Consider the following 14639-nt stretch of genomic DNA (forward strand, 5'->3'; position numbering starts at 1 on the left):
TTCAAGGGGCAAACGAAAAAAAAGTGCTGTTTTTGTATTTTTTTTAATCAACCCTCACTGTTTCTTTATTTATTCAGCATTTTGTTCATCTAATACAAATTCTTTTTGTTGTTCATCAAAATAATAATGCTGCACGTCGGCATTTGCCTGAATGACATTAAAACTATTTGGCAAGCCACGATGTAATCGGTAAGAAGTCGCCGTACCTGCATGAATATCCAGTACAGGATGTGCTGCACCTAAACGATAAATATCATTTAAGTCATACACCGCCGATTGATGCAGATGTCCATGCAATAAGCCATTTAAACCGCTTTGGCTCCAAGACTCTAAAGCCATACGTCCCAGCATCGGACAGTCTTTTACCCCATGCGGATCATTCGGTGGGGTATAAAAAGGCTGATGCGCCACGATCAGTTTGATTTTATCTGTAGGTGCGATCATTAATGACTGGTCAATCTGCTGGATTTGTTGCAAAGAGATATGTCCGCGGGTGTGATAACGTCTTCGAATACTGTTCACCCCAATCATATAAAAATGTGCAGTTTCTAAAGTATTTTCCATGTGGCCAAAGAATAATTTATAGCGGGTAAATGGACTAAAGATGCGGTTCCATAGATGATACAGCGGAATATCGTGATTGCCGGGCACCACCAAATAGGGAAGATCCAAACTTTCCAAAAACTGTTTGCAATCATAAAACTGCGTATAGCGCGCTCTCTGGGTTAAATCGCCACTCACCACGACAGCTTCAAGAGGTTGCTCTTGGCAAAAGAGACGGATTGCAGCCATACAGGCTGGTTTTTCCGTCCCAAAATGTAAATCAGACAGATGCAGAATCATGAGGAACCATTATTTTTAATGCATTTTTACGCACTGAAATTTTAAGCGGCGGCTGCATTTCAACAATTTCACCATCTAAAGCCACAGTTAATTTTTTTCGTTTTGAATAAATTTTAACTTCATCCGCAGAAAAGCTATACACATCTGGTGCTTGGTCTAAGTTCCCCCTCATCAATTGCCATAACATTTTAAACAAGGTACGTTTATCGCTTTTGGCGACCACCACACCCGCCACCTTGCCTTTTGCAGCAGATTCTGCAATACGCAGATTCATCTCTGCCAGTTGCAACTGATTATTGCCGAAAAAAATCAGTGGCGTTTTCACCGGATATTTTTTTCCATCGACTTCTATTTCAAGTTTCAGTTCTTTACGATCACGAATCAATACATCCAAACCCGAGGTATAGGCATTTAAAGCAAAACGACCAAAACGCTGGTTGTATAATTCACGTCTTTGAATAAATAAAGGATATAATCCCAAGCTGGCATTATTTAAATAAATATGATCATTGATTTGTGCAACATGCACTTCACGGATCTTGCCTGTAGCAATGGCTTCAGCCGCCTTTAATAGATCCAGTGGAATATTGAGCAATCGCGCCACATAATTAAAGGTTCCCAGTGGAAAAATTCCCATCGGAATATCCGTTCCCATGAGCTGTGCCGCGACAGCATTTAAGGTTCCATCACCACCCGCAGCAACCACAACACCAACTTCACTCGCCTGTTGATGACGTAAAATAATTTTTTTCATTAAATTAACAAAATTTGCTTCTGCACCAATTTCAAAAGCCTGAATTTCATAACCATAAGCCGTTAAACACGTTATAAGTTGTTCATAGACCTCATCTTTATCCACAGCATGAAATCCTGACTTTTTATTATAAATAAGAGACAGTGGCTTTAAAGGTTCTGACATTTTCTATACTTTTTTGAAGCAATTGCTCTAATTGTGTCCAATTTATCGGCAATTAAAAGCCTGTTTATGTAAAATTCGAATTACCGCCATTTATTTAATCAATAATAACTCTCATAAAAAAAATAATACTAAGTTATTGTTTTTAAAATACATAGTTAAAATAAATAATGCTCATAACAATTAAAAATACCTAAAACAAGAAAATAAAAATTTCGTAAACCATTGTTTTAATAAGTATTACATAAGAGCAAACATAATCTACCCCCCTATTTCCCATACTTCTTTAGTCTTATTTTTTTTACGATTTTATGCTTTAATACAGCCACTTTTTTTTATACTTAAATTGGAATGTTGTATCCCTTCATTCTAATTATTATTTGTACACACAATTGTACACATTTGAGATAGGCCTCACCATGACCCAAGTGAACGCACCAGAATTCGTTCGTCACCCTAAGCTAATTGCATGGGTTGAAGAAATTGCAAAATTAACGAAGCCAGCGAAAATTGAATGGTGTGACGGTAGCGCAGAAGAATATCAACGTTATATCGACTTGATGATCGCTAACGGCACTATGCAAGAGCTTAACCAAGAAAAGCACCCTGGTTCTTACTTAGCTAATTCTGATCCTTCTGACGTTGCTCGTGTTGAAGGTCGCACATATATCTGCTCAGAAAAACAAGAAGATGCAGGTGCGACAAACAACTGGGAAGCTCCAGCTGAAATGCGTGCTCGCCTTAACGGTTTATTTGATGGCTCAATGAAAGGACGTACTTTATACGTTGTACCTTTCTCTATGGGTCCTTTAGGTAGCCATATTGCACACATCGGTATCGAATTAACTGACTCTCCTTACGTTGCAGTAAGCATGTCTAAAATGGCTCGCATGGGTAAAGCTGTTTATGACGTTCTTGGTACTGACGGTGAATACGTTCCTTGCGTACACACTGTGGGTGCTCCGCTAGAAGAAGGTCAAAAAGACGTTGCATGGCCTTGCAACCCTGAAAAATACATCGTGCATTACCCAGAAACTCGTGAAATCTGGTCTTACGGTTCTGGTTACGGCGGTAATGCATTGCTTGGTAAAAAATGCCTAGCTTTACGTATTGCATCTTCTATGGGTCGTCAACAAGGCTGGTTAGCTGAACACATGCTGATCCTTGGTGTGACAAACCCACAAGGTGAAAAACATTACATCGCAGCTGCATTCCCTTCTGCTTGTGGTAAAACCAACTTTGCAATGTTGATTCCACCAGCGGGTTACGAAGGCTGGAAAATTGAAACTGTAGGTGACGATATTGCCTGGATCAAACCAGGTGAAGATGGTCGCTTATATGCAATCAACCCTGAAGCTGGTTTCTTTGGTGTAGCACCTGGTACAAATACCAAGACCAACCCGAACTGTATGGCTACGCTGAGCAAAGACGTCATTTATACCAACGTTGCTGTGACTGATAACGGTGAAGTTTGGTGGGAAGGTCTGACTAAAGAAGCGCCTGCTAACCTGACTAACTGGAAAGGCCAACCACATGTTGCTGGTGAAAAAGCTGCGCATCCAAATGCACGTTTCACAGTTGCTGCTGGTCAATGCCCTTCTATTGATGCTGACTGGGAAAATCCAGCTGGCGTGCCAATCTCTGCGTTCATCTTCGGTGGTCGTCGTGCAGATACAGTGCCTTTAGTTTCTGAAGCTTTCGACTGGGTTGATGGCGTTTATAAAGCTGCAACTATGGGTTCTGAAACTACTGCTGCTGCTGTTGGTCAACAAGGTGTTGTTCGTCGCGATCCGTTTGCGATGCTTCCATTTGCTGGCTACAACATGGCTGACTACTTCTCTCACTGGTTAGAAATGGGTGAACAAGTAGCAGTTAAAGCTGAAGCTGCTGGCAACAAACTTCCTAAGATCTTTAACGTAAACTGGTTCCGCCGTGATGCCGAAGGCAACTTCGTATGGCCTGGTTTCGGTCAAAACATGCGTGTTCTTGAGTGGATGATTGATCGTTGTGAAGGCCGCGCTGAAGCGACTGAAACTCCAATCGGCTTAGTTCCTACTTATGAACAATTGAACTGGACGGGTATCGACTTCTCTAAAGAGCAATTCGAAACTGTTACAGCTCAAGACAAAGATCAATGGATCAAAGAGTTGGAAAGCCATACTGAATTATTCGCTAAATTGGGTGAACGTTTACCAGCTGCGCTTAAAGCACGTCAAAACGAACTTTTAGAAGCTGTTAAAAAATCTGCTTAATTTCTTGAATTAATTGATAAAAGGTCACTTCGGTGGCCTTTTTTTATATTAATATAGCTACGCAAATAATTTCATAACTAATAAAAAGAGAAAATTTCATGTTAAAAACATTCACACTTACAGCTTGCCTGCTCGGCTTGTCCAGTCTAGCTATGGCTCAAGCAGCTACTGCAGAACAATCCTCTCTTCACGTCTGTGCAATTAAAGGCACTCCAGACTCTAGCCAATTTCAGGTCCAAAAGCGCATTAAAGTTGCCAAAGGTACTTACGGCAGCGTAGAAGAACTATATTCACGCTTTGCCGAGCGTGCACATCAGGTCGGTGGCAATGTGGTAATCAATTATAATGCTAGCCAAAGATTCGGTTTCTGGCCTTGGCGCATGGTACGTCCAGTAGTTTCGGGCACTGCAGTTAAATGGAATATGCCTGTAGATTGTACAAGGTTGGGCGGCATTGAAATTTAAAATAATTTAAAACAATTTAAAATAGAAAGTTAAACGCAGTCTGAGCTAAAAATTCAATTGAAGATCAACACTGCAATTTGACTCAAATAAAAGACCGTTAAGACGGTCTTTTATTTCATTTTTAAAAAACTTAAGCTGCACTATCCTGCGATCTCTTCACCAGCAACTTCGAAAGATATTGATCCAATACCTGAATCTCGTCATCCCTAAATTGATATCCTAGCTTGGTTCTGCGCCATAAAATATCTTGACTGGTTCTGGCCCATTCTTGATCTACAAGATAATCGACCTCTTTGGCAAACAAACCATGCCCAAAGTCTTCACCAAGTTCATCCGTCACTGTAATACCATTTATAAATTTCCATACCCGAGAACCATAGGCATGCGCCCAGCGCGAAGCCAATTGGAATGGTACATTTTCGATGTTTTGCATAATTTCCTGAATTAACCATTCAACTGAAACCAGGTTTTCTGCGCCAGGCAATAATGCTTTTTCAGTCCAGGGCTTTTTCATTATCGGAAAGAAAGGTTGCAAATGTGCAATTGCAGATTCAGCCAGCTTTCTATAAGTCGTCAACTTTCCACCAAACACCGAAAGCAACGGCGCATCATTTTTCTGTTCTTGAGATACAGCCAAAGTATAGTCGCGGGTGATCGCAGATGGATTATCAGACTCATCATCACATAAAGACCGGACACCCGAATAGGTATATAAAATATCTTCAGTAGTTAACTGATGCTTAAAATGATCATTATAAACATCCAGCAAATAATCAATTTCAGGCTGGGTAATATTGACCCGATCTAAATCACCTTGGTATTCGTGATCTGTGGTCCCAATTAAGGTGTATTGATCCAAATAAGGAATTGCAAAAACAATACGCTGATCATCATTTTGAAGAATAAAGGCTTTATCGCCTTCATATATTCTCGGCACGATAATATGACTGCCTTGAACCAATCGAAGCCCATGAGGTGATTTTTGTTTTAAGTTCTGTTGAATAAATTGCGCGACCCACGGCCCCGCAGCATTCACCAATACTTTGGCTTGAACTTGATAAGAACCTTGTGCATTTTCCAAATGCACCACCCACAAACCATTTTCACGGTATGCAGATGTACATCGCGTTTGAGTAACAATATGCGCACCCAGCTCACGTGCTTGCATCGCATTTAAAACCACCAAACGCGCATCATCCACAGCACAGTCTGAATATTCAAAACCCTGCGTTATTTCTTCTTTTAAAGGGCTGGTTGCTACATCAAAATGAATATGTTTTGAGCCTGCTAATTTTTCTCGCTTACCCAAATGATCATAAACAAATAAACCGGTCCGAATTAACCATGCAGGCCGTAAATGCGGCTGATGAGGCATGATAAAACGCAAGGGACGAATAATATGCGGTGCTTTGGCCAGTAAAATTTCGCGTTCAACCAGCGCTTCATGAACCAAACGAAACTCTTTATGTTCAAGATAACGCAAACCACCATGTATAAGCTTGCTGCTTGCAGAAGAAGTGTGGCTTGCTAAATCATCCTTTTCACATAAAAATACAGACAACCCTCGCCCTGCAGCATCCACTGCAATACCAACACCATTGATGCCTCCACCAACCACTACCAAATCATAGACCGGATGACTCACTTGCATGTTCACCTCCTCTAATTTTATTAAAACAGCTGACTTAAATTTCTTATTGTCCTAGGAAACTTAACACCATTTAAACTGAAATGACACTTGGAAATCATGAGTCAATGGGATGAATATAAAATAATAATGGGGCTGCCGCAGCAAAAATAAACAATGCATATAAATCATCAATCTAATATGTCTTTCAACCACTTCACTTTCAGGCACTTAGACTGTGAACATTTTTTATACAAAACTAGAAACTCCCACGCGTATACCATTAAAACAATAGGTTTAACATCTAAAAAACAATACCAAAATGGACTTGAACACATGATTGAACAAAACGTTCCTCAAGTAAATTTGGATACCAAAACACGGGTCAAATCCATTCTGGGTGGCTCAGCAGGTAACCTGGTGGAGTGGTATGACTGGTATGTTTATGCCGCATTTACATTATATTTTGCCCATTCATTCTTCCCCAAAGGCAGTCAAACTGCACAATTGCTTCAAGCTGCCGCCATTTTCGCAGTTGGCTTTTTAATGCGTCCGATTGGTGCCTGGATCATGGGTATTTACTCGGACAAAAAAGGACGAAAATCGGGTCTCACTCTTTCTGTGACCTTGATGTGTATTGGTTCTCTAATGATTGCAGTAGCCCCAACGCATGATCAAATCGGGATATTTTCACCCATTATTTTAGTGGTTGCCCGACTCATTCAGGGCTTAAGTGTCGGTGGAGAATATGGTGCCAGTGCCACCTATTTAAGTGAAATGGCAGAAAGAAACCGACGCGGGTTCTTTTCCAGTTTTCAGTATGTCACTTTAATTGCAGGTCAGCTTACCGCACTCTGCGTTCTACTCATTTTGCAGTTTGTACTGACTGAAGAACAACTCCATGAGTGGGGTTGGCGCATTCCGTTCTTTATTGGCGCCTGCTTGGCCATAGTCGTATTCTATATTCGTCGTGGTCTGCTCGAGACCCAATCTTTTAAAAATGCCCAACAAGATAAAACCCAGCCTCAATCGAGTATGTTTGCGCTGTTTAAGCATTATCCCAAACAGGCATTTACAGTATTGTTTTTAACTGCTGGTGGTACGGTAGCCTTCTATACCTATACCACCTATCTGCAAAAATACTTAGTCAATACCTCTGGATTTAGTAAACCTGAAGCCACGCAAATCACCACACTGGCACTGTTTATTTTCATGTGTCTACAGCCGTTTGCAGGTGCTTTGTCGGATAAAATTGGACGCAAACCGCTGATGATTTCCTTTGGGGTACTCGGTGTTTTATTTACATATTTCCTATTTGATAAATTAGGCCAGACCCAAGACTACTGGTCCGCATTCTGGATCTGTTTAGCAGGATTGGTGATTGTCACAGGCTATACCTCCATTAATGCCGTGGTGAAAGCCGAGCTGTTCCCTGCGCATATCCGTGCATTAGGTGTCGCATTTCCCTACGCGCTTGCCAATACACTATTTGGTGGCACAGCAGAGTTTTTCGCCCTAAGCTTTAAAGAAGCCGGACATGAGTCCTGGTTCTTTATTTATGTCACCATCTTAATTTCTATCTCATTGATTGTTTATATCTTTATGAAAGATACCAAGCACCACTCAGAAATTAAAGAACATTAATCTAAAGTCATTTTTAAAAGCCTTTCTATATGAGAGGCTTTTTCATTTGCCTATTCTATTGAATAAAAATAATGAGTTAAATGTACTAAACGTTCAAAATCAAGACAATGCCTAGACTAAAGTCGAATGAAGAAGCAAAAACATGAGCGTATAACGTACCTGTAAAAATTTATTTCAAACTCCCACAACAAAATATATGTTTTTAAATTTTTTCGTTTCGAAGAATTTAAAAGGATGTGTTTTGCCAACATTCTTTTGGAGAATTGTTGTGACAGATTCATCTCCCCAGGTTGCGGCTCCGCAACTTGATAGAAAAACTCGTTTCAAATCTATCCTTGGAGGCTCTGCAGGTAATTTAGTTGAATGGTATGACTGGTATGTCTATGCCGCATTCACCTTGTACTTTGCTTCGCAATTTTTCCCTGAAGGCGATGATACGGTCAAACTGCTTCAAGCAGCAGCGGTATTTGCACTGGGTTTCCTGATGCGTCCGATCGGCGCATGGATTATGGGTATTTATGCTGACCGCAAAGGCCGTAAAGCAGGTTTAACCCTATCGGTTTCACTGATGTGTGTCGGTTCACTGATTATTGCCTGTGCACCAACCTATTCATCTGTGGGTATGCTTGCACCCGCCCTATTATTGTTTGCCCGCTTACTGCAAGGCCTAAGTGTCGGTGGTGAATATGGTTCTAGTGCAACCTATTTGACTGAAATGGCAGGTAAAAAACATCGTGGTTTCTTCTCAAGTTTCCAGTATGTCACCTTAATTTCAGGTCAGTTACTTGCGCTTTGTGTGCTGATCATTTTACAACGCACACTTACTGAAGGTCAGCTTTCTGAATGGGGATGGCGTATTCCCTTCGCGATTGGTGCCTTACTTGCCATTGTCGTATTCTGGATTCGTCGTGGTTTGGTTGAAACACAATCATCTAAAGAAGCTCAGGAACAAGCAAAAAATGGTGGACCTAAATCAGGTGCACTGGCTTTATTTACTAAATATCCCAAACAAGCCTTTACTGTGATCATGTTGACTGCCGGCGGTACGCTTGCTTTCAATACATTTACAACCTATTTGCAAAAATATCTGGTCAATACTTCAGGCTTTGAAAAAACCACTGCAACCGAAATCACCACTGCTGCCATCTTTATTTTCATGTTGCTTCAACCTGCTGTTGGTGCGCTATCCGATAAAATTGGTCGTAAACCGATTATGATTACCTTTGGTGTATTGGGTGTATTGTTTACAATTCCAATTTTTAATGGCTTGGGATCAACCACCAATCCAACGACTGCCTTCATGCTGTGTATGAGTGGCATGGTGATTGTAACTGGCTATACTGCCATTAATGCGGTGGTTAAAGCGGAACTATTCCCTGCACATATTCGTGCATTGGGTGTTGCTTTACCGTATGCCATTGCCAATACTTTGTTTGGTGGTACAGCAGAACTGGTTGCTCTTAGCTTTAAAAATGCAGGTCATGAAAACTACTTCTTCTACTACATTACCTTCATGATTGGCTTGTCTCTCATTACTTACATCTTTATGAAAGACACCAAAAAGCACAGCATGATTACTGACGACTAAACCCAGCGTATTCAGTTGATTAATCATCTAAAAAAAGCTTTCCAAGTTGTCACAATTGGAAAGCTTTTTTATTTGATATCCGTCTTGATCACATCGTTAAAAAAGCAGGCTTATGGCATACTAAATACAATAACAACGCTTGGAACTTTTGAAGATGAACAATATATATAAATTGCTTGGCTTAGGTTTTATGGCGCTTGGACTTGCTGCATGTCAAAGCACACCACGTCCATATAATGGTAATGTCGGATATCAGATTGAAAGTCAGTCCAATGGCCGTGCAACCTTGGCTTATACTTTGGCAGGTCGCAAAAGCCAGCAAGTGGATGAGAGAAAATTACAACGTGCTTGTCAAAAAGTATTGGGTTCAAATAAACAATACAAAATAGATATTTTAAGCATTAGTGAAATTGCCAATCCCGCAATACAAACTCCACAATATGGTCGTCAACTTGGTCAAAGTCGCACCAGTGTGAGCTTAAGCAACACCCCTGACCTACACAATAGTGAAGACATGGCGACTCGCGAATCTTTAGATGCTACGCGTCCAAGCACATTGAGTGTCGTTCGTTATACTTGTTCTTAATCGCTTTAAATGACTTATTAATTTAAAAAGACGCTGTTTACAGCGTCTTATAAAAACTAACATTTCGGAATTCTTTAGATTCATCCAAATCTGGCCAAGTCGTGGCACTTCGTTCATCTAGTTTTTGATATTTTGGATGACTAAAGTTTTTCACCCGACTGTCTGCAACCCACACCTCAGATGCAAATTTTAAAAACTCATCCAGGAAAAAACGATTGCATTGATCATAGAGAACATCCGCTGCTAACAGCACATCAACCTGTTCTGCTTTATACAAATCATCCAGATATTCAAGCTCCACATCATTCAATTCTGCATTGGCACGGCAGGCATCTAGACTAATTTTATCGATATCACAACAAATGACACGTTTAGCCCCTGCCATTTTCGCTGCAATCGCGACTACGCCCGATCCCGCCCCAAAGTCGAGTATGACCTTGTCTTTAACATGATGCGGCTCTGCAAGCAGCCACTGCGCCATAGCAAGCCCTGATGCCCAACAGAAGATCCAATACGGTGTATCGTTCCAGATACGACGAATCACTTCATCGTCTAAACGGTCAGTCGGAAATACCGGCGGAATCAGCCAAAGTGAAATCGGTGTTTCAGGCAATTGCTGTGCCATTAACTCACAACCGGGGATCACCTCATGCAAGGCTTGGATAAGATGTTCTGGGGCTTTAGGAAATTGAAATGTACAGCTCATTGGATTTGTTATTCGTTTTAGATTTAAGAAATGAATACTTGTCTAGACAAGAAGTTCCCTCTCCTTTTAGGAGAGGGTTAGGGAGAGGATTATGTAAAAAGCCCCCTCATCCTAGCCTTCTGCCTGAGGGAGAAGGAACATCCTATATGAATCAACCCAAAGCTTTTTCAGCAGCTTCAACAGTTTGACGAATCAAAGTAGTAATGGTCATTGGACCTACACCACCTGGAACCGGTGTATACGCAGAAGCAACTTCTTCAATCCCTGCAAGCTGGATGTCACCTACACCACCGCCATCACGTGGATGGAAGCCAGCGTCTACAACAACTGCACCTTGTTTGATCCAGTCTTTTTGGATCAATTCAGCTTTACCTACCGCACCAACGATAATATCCGCTTGTTTAACAAAGTCAGCTAAGTTTTGCGTACGTGAATGGCAAATCGTTACTGTTGCATTGGCTTCAAGTAGCATTGCAGCCATTGGTTTACCCAAAATCGCAGAACGACCGACAACCACTGCATGTTTACCGGCAATTTCAATGTTGTTTTCTTTAAGAATGGTCATAATACCTGCTGGTGTTGCAGAACCATAAGCTGCTTCGCCCATCGCCATACGACCAAAGCCAAGGCAAGTTACGCCATCGACATCTTTCGCTAATGAAATTGCATCGAAACATGCACGTTCATCAATTTGCTCAGGAACTGGGTGTTGTAACAAAATACCGTGAACATCTGGATTTGCGTTTAATTTTTCAATTTCAGCCAGTAACTGTTCGGTTGTGGTTTCTTTGCCTAATTCAACTTTTAACGAATCCATACCGACACGGCGGCAAGCATTGCCTTTCATACGTACATAAGTTGCAGATGCACCATCATCACCGACCAAAATAGTCGCAAGAATGGGGGTACGATTTGTTTTCGCCTTTAATGCTTCAACGCGAGTTAACAAGTCTGCTTCAATTTGCTTCGCCAATGCACGACCATCTAAAACTAATGCCACGGCACATCTCCAAGTGTTGATATGAATCAATTTTGCAAATAATACATGATTATTTCGCCAATTTTATTCTATATGCCGATTTTATGTGCATATACACTATTTATAGTATTGTTTTTTTTTCAAAGATTGCTAATATGTGCATCACCAAGAGATGGCGGGGTGGCAGAGTGGTCATGCAGCGGACTGCAACTCCGTGTACGCCGGTTCGATTCCGACCTCCGCCTCCAATCTTGTTAAAAATGCCCGAGTGGTGAAATCGGTAGACACAGGGGATTTAAAATCCCCCGCCCACAAAGCGTGCCAGTTCGAGTCTGGCCTCGGGCACCATTTTAATACTTCTTAAAATGGTGCAATAAAAAATCCAGCTTAATGCTGGTTTTTTTATGTCTGGAATTTCTTCCAGACTTCTCGCTATTTTATTTTGGCAGTTATTTATTACTGAGCTTCTTTCAAATAACCTTGCAAACTATCATCCAGCTCTTGCTGTAAATGTGCCGGCTTGATGATTTTTAGATAAGGAATCCAGTAACGTACCAATGGATTCAACTCCTTCTGATGCCGAATATGACAGCTAATCAATAATCCCCCTGTTTCCGATTCATCTAAAATCGTCTGTTCGGGAAAAATTCTGCGTTGCTTAAAATAAATTGCGACATCAGGATGCACTGATAAAATCACTTCCTGTTTTTCGTGCTGAAACCAAATGCCATCTTCATCTATTAATTGCTGCAGAACAGCCTGATCATGTTCAAACTGTGAAAGCCGATGGCTACAGATAATTTTCTCAATACGGCCAAGACGGTAAACACGCAGCTCCTGCTTGCGTACAGCCGCCAAATACCAGTTACCCATGTGATGAATCAATCGATACGGTTTTACAACCCGAATTTGACCTCTGTAAAACAACGCGATTTGCTGTCTTTTTTGAATACTGCCAGTCAGCGCCTTAAAGTGTTCGGCATACTGCGTCGCATCTTCAAAGTTATAGCCTTTGGCAGAAAAGACCAGATTGGCACGGTTATCAAATAACTCTCTTAAAAACGAGATATCCAAAGACGGATAAAGGTCATTAATTCCCGACAATTGTGCGAAATTTTTAATATCCTGTAATTTGAAACGCCCGAGATAGGAAGATTCCAGATAGAATTTTTTGGTTTGTGCATCCTGTATTAAAGGGAGATAAGAATTGAGTCGGTCAAAATCACGTTCAATGGTTCGGGTACTGACCTGAAACTCACGCGCCAGCTCCTGTACACTCAACTGATGCCCTATATTTAGTTTGGTTAAAATACCCGCCAAACGTTCCGCAAGGCGCTCATGCGTTGACGCATTGCCCTTCATAGATACCCTCTTTGTGCTTTGCAGCACAGTGCATAAAATGCTTAAAATTTTTAAATTATAGGAAAAATTATACAGCCAAATAAAAACTAAATTTTAAATATTCACTTCAACTTAAGGCTAATAGGCAATGCTCAAATCACGCTTTAATGCGACTTGCAGCACGGTTTTTAGAACGTTTACGATTGAGCCGTTCGACATAACGCTCCAAATGAAGCATGGCTTGATAAAGCTTATGCAGATTACAAGGTAATACCTGATTACGAATAATCGCTTTATGCAGACGCTTTAATGCACGGAAGCTGTGGGCATGAGTATATGGAGCTGACACTATTTTCATAATACATTCCCTCTATTGCATGAATTTTCAACTAAAACCAAACAATTTGGTCAGGTTTCATCTAAGTGCTAATTTACTCCTTCGTTTTGACAGGTTGTGTCGAAGATTCGACATTTTTTACCATTTTTTAAAATTTCTTCACTGTTTTTCAATCAATTAATTTGAACTACTTATCATTTTTTATGCAAAATAAAAGCCAACATTTGTTGGCTTTTATTATTTAAAGATGGAATAGTTAGATGATTTCCACCACGATCTTCCCGATATGCTCACCGGTATCCATAGCAGCATGTGCTTCCTGAATCTGATCGAACTTAAATGTTTTATAGATCATCGGTAAACATTCACCTTTTGCCCATAGAGGTGCAACGGTTTCTTGCAAGCCTTGAGCGATCTCTGCTTTTTCAGCCGTGGTACGTGCACGCATGGTTGAACCGGTAATAGTCAAACGTTTCATCATGATTTGACCGAGTTTCACCTCTTTGGCTTTTGCACCACCCAAGAAAGCGATATAGACCAGACGACCATCACGACGCAGTAAATTCAGGTTACGTTCCAAATATGGCGCACCGACCATATCTAAAATCACATCTACACCACCATTGTCGGTAGCGTCGTTAATGACTTGTTCAAAGTCTTGAGTCTTGTAGTTAATAGCCGTGGTTAAATCTGAAATAGCAGCAACTTTGTCGTCCGAACCGACAGTTGCAAAAGTTTTGATGCCAAGTGATTTGCACAGCATCAGCGCAGTCGTACCAATACCGCTTGCACCACCATGAACCAATACAGTTTCCCCTGCTTTGGCTTTACCCATTTGGAACACATTTGCCCACACGGTAAAGAATGTTTCAGGAATGGCTGCGGCTTGAGTAAAGCTTACATCTTCAGGGATCGTTAAAGCTTGGCTTTCAGGCACAACGCAATATTCCGCATAACCACCACCATTGGTTAAGCCACAAACCTTGTCACCGACTTTAAATTTAGTGACATCGCTACCTACAGATTCAACAATACCTGCAACTTCCAAACCTGGAACTGGTGTTACACCTTTAGGCATTGGATACAAGCCTTGGCGTTGCAAAATGTCTGGGCGGTTAATACCAAAAGCATGGACTTTAACCAAAACTTCATCTGCTTTTACTGTTGGTACTGCAACAGTTTCATAGGCAAGTTTTTCGACACCACCCGGTTCTGTGATGATAACTTGCTGCATGTTAGCTTGTGACATAATTTCTTCCCTTTCAATTTATTAACTATTCATCTATCTACGGTTTATTTCAACATAGTTTGTCTGTGCTTTAAAGCCAACTCCTGCTTATGTCTGAGAGCCTACCA

General features: G+C 41.0%; 13 protein-coding genes and 2 tRNA genes. 7 read left to right on the top strand and 8 right to left on the bottom strand.

Going from position 1 to position 14639, the window contains the following annotated elements:
- Window positions 1–69: 69 nt before the first annotated feature.
- On the bottom strand, window positions 70–843 hold the full coding sequence (locus B9T23_RS00645; protein ID WP_086192415.1) for a metallophosphoesterase family protein: 774 nt from the start codon (window positions 841–843) through the stop codon (window positions 70–72).
- Entirely contained in the window at window positions 824–1762 is a 939-nt protein-coding gene (locus tag B9T23_RS00650) for a diacylglycerol/lipid kinase family protein (protein WP_086192418.1), read from the bottom strand. The genes B9T23_RS00645 and B9T23_RS00650 overlap by 20 nt, the downstream gene beginning before the upstream one ends.
- 416 nt (window positions 1763–2178) lie before the next feature.
- On the opposite strand from B9T23_RS00650, the gene B9T23_RS00655 reads away from it, so the two are divergent.
- Together B9T23_RS00655 and B9T23_RS00660 are read left to right on the top strand one after the other, a co-directional pair.
- Window positions 2179–4011, top strand: a complete 1833-nt coding sequence (locus B9T23_RS00655) for a phosphoenolpyruvate carboxykinase (GTP) (RefSeq protein ID WP_067724047.1) — start codon at window positions 2179–2181, stop codon at window positions 4009–4011.
- Window positions 4012–4109: 98 nt separating this feature from the next.
- On the top strand, window positions 4110–4475 hold the full coding sequence (locus B9T23_RS00660) for a hypothetical protein (RefSeq protein ID WP_086192420.1): 366 nt from the start codon (window positions 4110–4112) through the stop codon (window positions 4473–4475).
- Window positions 4476–4605: 130 nt separating this feature from the next.
- Here the strand turns inward: B9T23_RS00660 and glpD are convergent, their stop codons facing one another.
- Complete coding sequence (glpD, locus tag B9T23_RS00665) at window positions 4606–6126, bottom strand: glycerol-3-phosphate dehydrogenase (RefSeq protein WP_086192422.1); 1521 nt, start codon at window positions 6124–6126, stop codon at window positions 4606–4608.
- A gap of 312 nt (window positions 6127–6438) precedes the next feature.
- On the opposite strand from glpD, the gene B9T23_RS00670 reads away from it, so the two are divergent.
- The 3 genes from B9T23_RS00670 to B9T23_RS00680 all read left to right on the top strand — a co-directional run bounded on the left by B9T23_RS00670 (window position 6439) and on the right by B9T23_RS00680 (window position 9920).
- Entirely contained in the window at window positions 6439–7746 is a 1308-nt protein-coding gene (locus B9T23_RS00670; protein WP_067724044.1) for an MFS transporter, read from the top strand.
- Between the two features lie 268 nt (window positions 7747–8014).
- Window positions 8015–9334 carry an MFS transporter gene (locus B9T23_RS00675; protein ID WP_086192425.1) on the top strand — a complete coding sequence of 440 codons (1320 nt, stop codon included), beginning with the start codon at window positions 8015–8017 and terminating at the stop codon, window positions 9332–9334.
- A 154-nt stretch (window positions 9335–9488) separates the two neighbouring features.
- Window positions 9489–9920, top strand: coding sequence for a hypothetical protein (locus B9T23_RS00680; RefSeq protein WP_086192427.1), 432 nt, complete (start codon window positions 9489–9491; stop codon window positions 9918–9920).
- 37 nt (window positions 9921–9957) lie between these two features.
- Here B9T23_RS00680 and B9T23_RS00685 read toward each other — a convergent pair whose 3' ends face one another.
- Both B9T23_RS00685 and folD read right to left on the bottom strand, forming a co-directional pair.
- Window positions 9958–10626 carry a class I SAM-dependent methyltransferase gene (locus tag B9T23_RS00685; RefSeq protein ID WP_086192430.1) on the bottom strand — a complete coding sequence of 223 codons (669 nt, stop codon included), beginning with the start codon at window positions 10624–10626 and terminating at the stop codon, window positions 9958–9960.
- Window positions 10627–10777: 151 nt separating this feature from the next.
- A complete protein-coding gene (gene folD / locus B9T23_RS00690; RefSeq protein WP_086192432.1) occupies window positions 10778–11626 on the bottom strand; it encodes a bifunctional methylenetetrahydrofolate dehydrogenase/methenyltetrahydrofolate cyclohydrolase FolD in 849 nt (282 codons plus the stop codon).
- A gap of 153 nt (window positions 11627–11779) precedes the next feature.
- Between folD and B9T23_RS00695 the strand changes: the two genes are divergently transcribed.
- Window positions 11780–11853, top strand: a tRNA-Cys gene (locus tag B9T23_RS00695).
- 14 nt (window positions 11854–11867) lie between these two features.
- Window positions 11868–11953: transfer RNA gene (locus tag B9T23_RS00700), tRNA-Leu, on the top strand.
- Between the two features lie 108 nt (window positions 11954–12061).
- Here the strand turns inward: B9T23_RS00700 and B9T23_RS00705 are convergent.
- From B9T23_RS00705 to B9T23_RS00715, 3 genes are all read right to left on the bottom strand, one after another.
- Window positions 12062–12967: a helix-turn-helix transcriptional regulator gene (locus tag B9T23_RS00705; RefSeq protein WP_086192434.1), complete on the bottom strand. Its 906-nt coding sequence runs from the start codon at window positions 12965–12967 to the stop codon at window positions 12062–12064.
- 136 nt (window positions 12968–13103) lie between these two features.
- Window positions 13104–13304 carry a hypothetical protein gene (locus tag B9T23_RS00710; protein WP_067724038.1) on the bottom strand — a complete coding sequence of 67 codons (201 nt, stop codon included), beginning with the start codon at window positions 13302–13304 and terminating at the stop codon, window positions 13104–13106.
- 235 nt (window positions 13305–13539) lie between these two features.
- The gene (locus tag B9T23_RS00715) at window positions 13540–14532 is read right to left on the bottom strand and encodes an NAD(P)H-quinone oxidoreductase (protein ID WP_086192436.1); all 993 of its coding nucleotides are present in this window, start codon (window positions 14530–14532) and stop codon (window positions 13540–13542) included.
- Between the last annotated feature and the right edge of the window lie 107 nt (window positions 14533–14639).

The organism is Acinetobacter terrae (genome assembly GCF_002135195.1).
Classification (GTDB): Bacteria; Pseudomonadota; Gammaproteobacteria; order Pseudomonadales; family Moraxellaceae; genus Acinetobacter; species Acinetobacter terrae.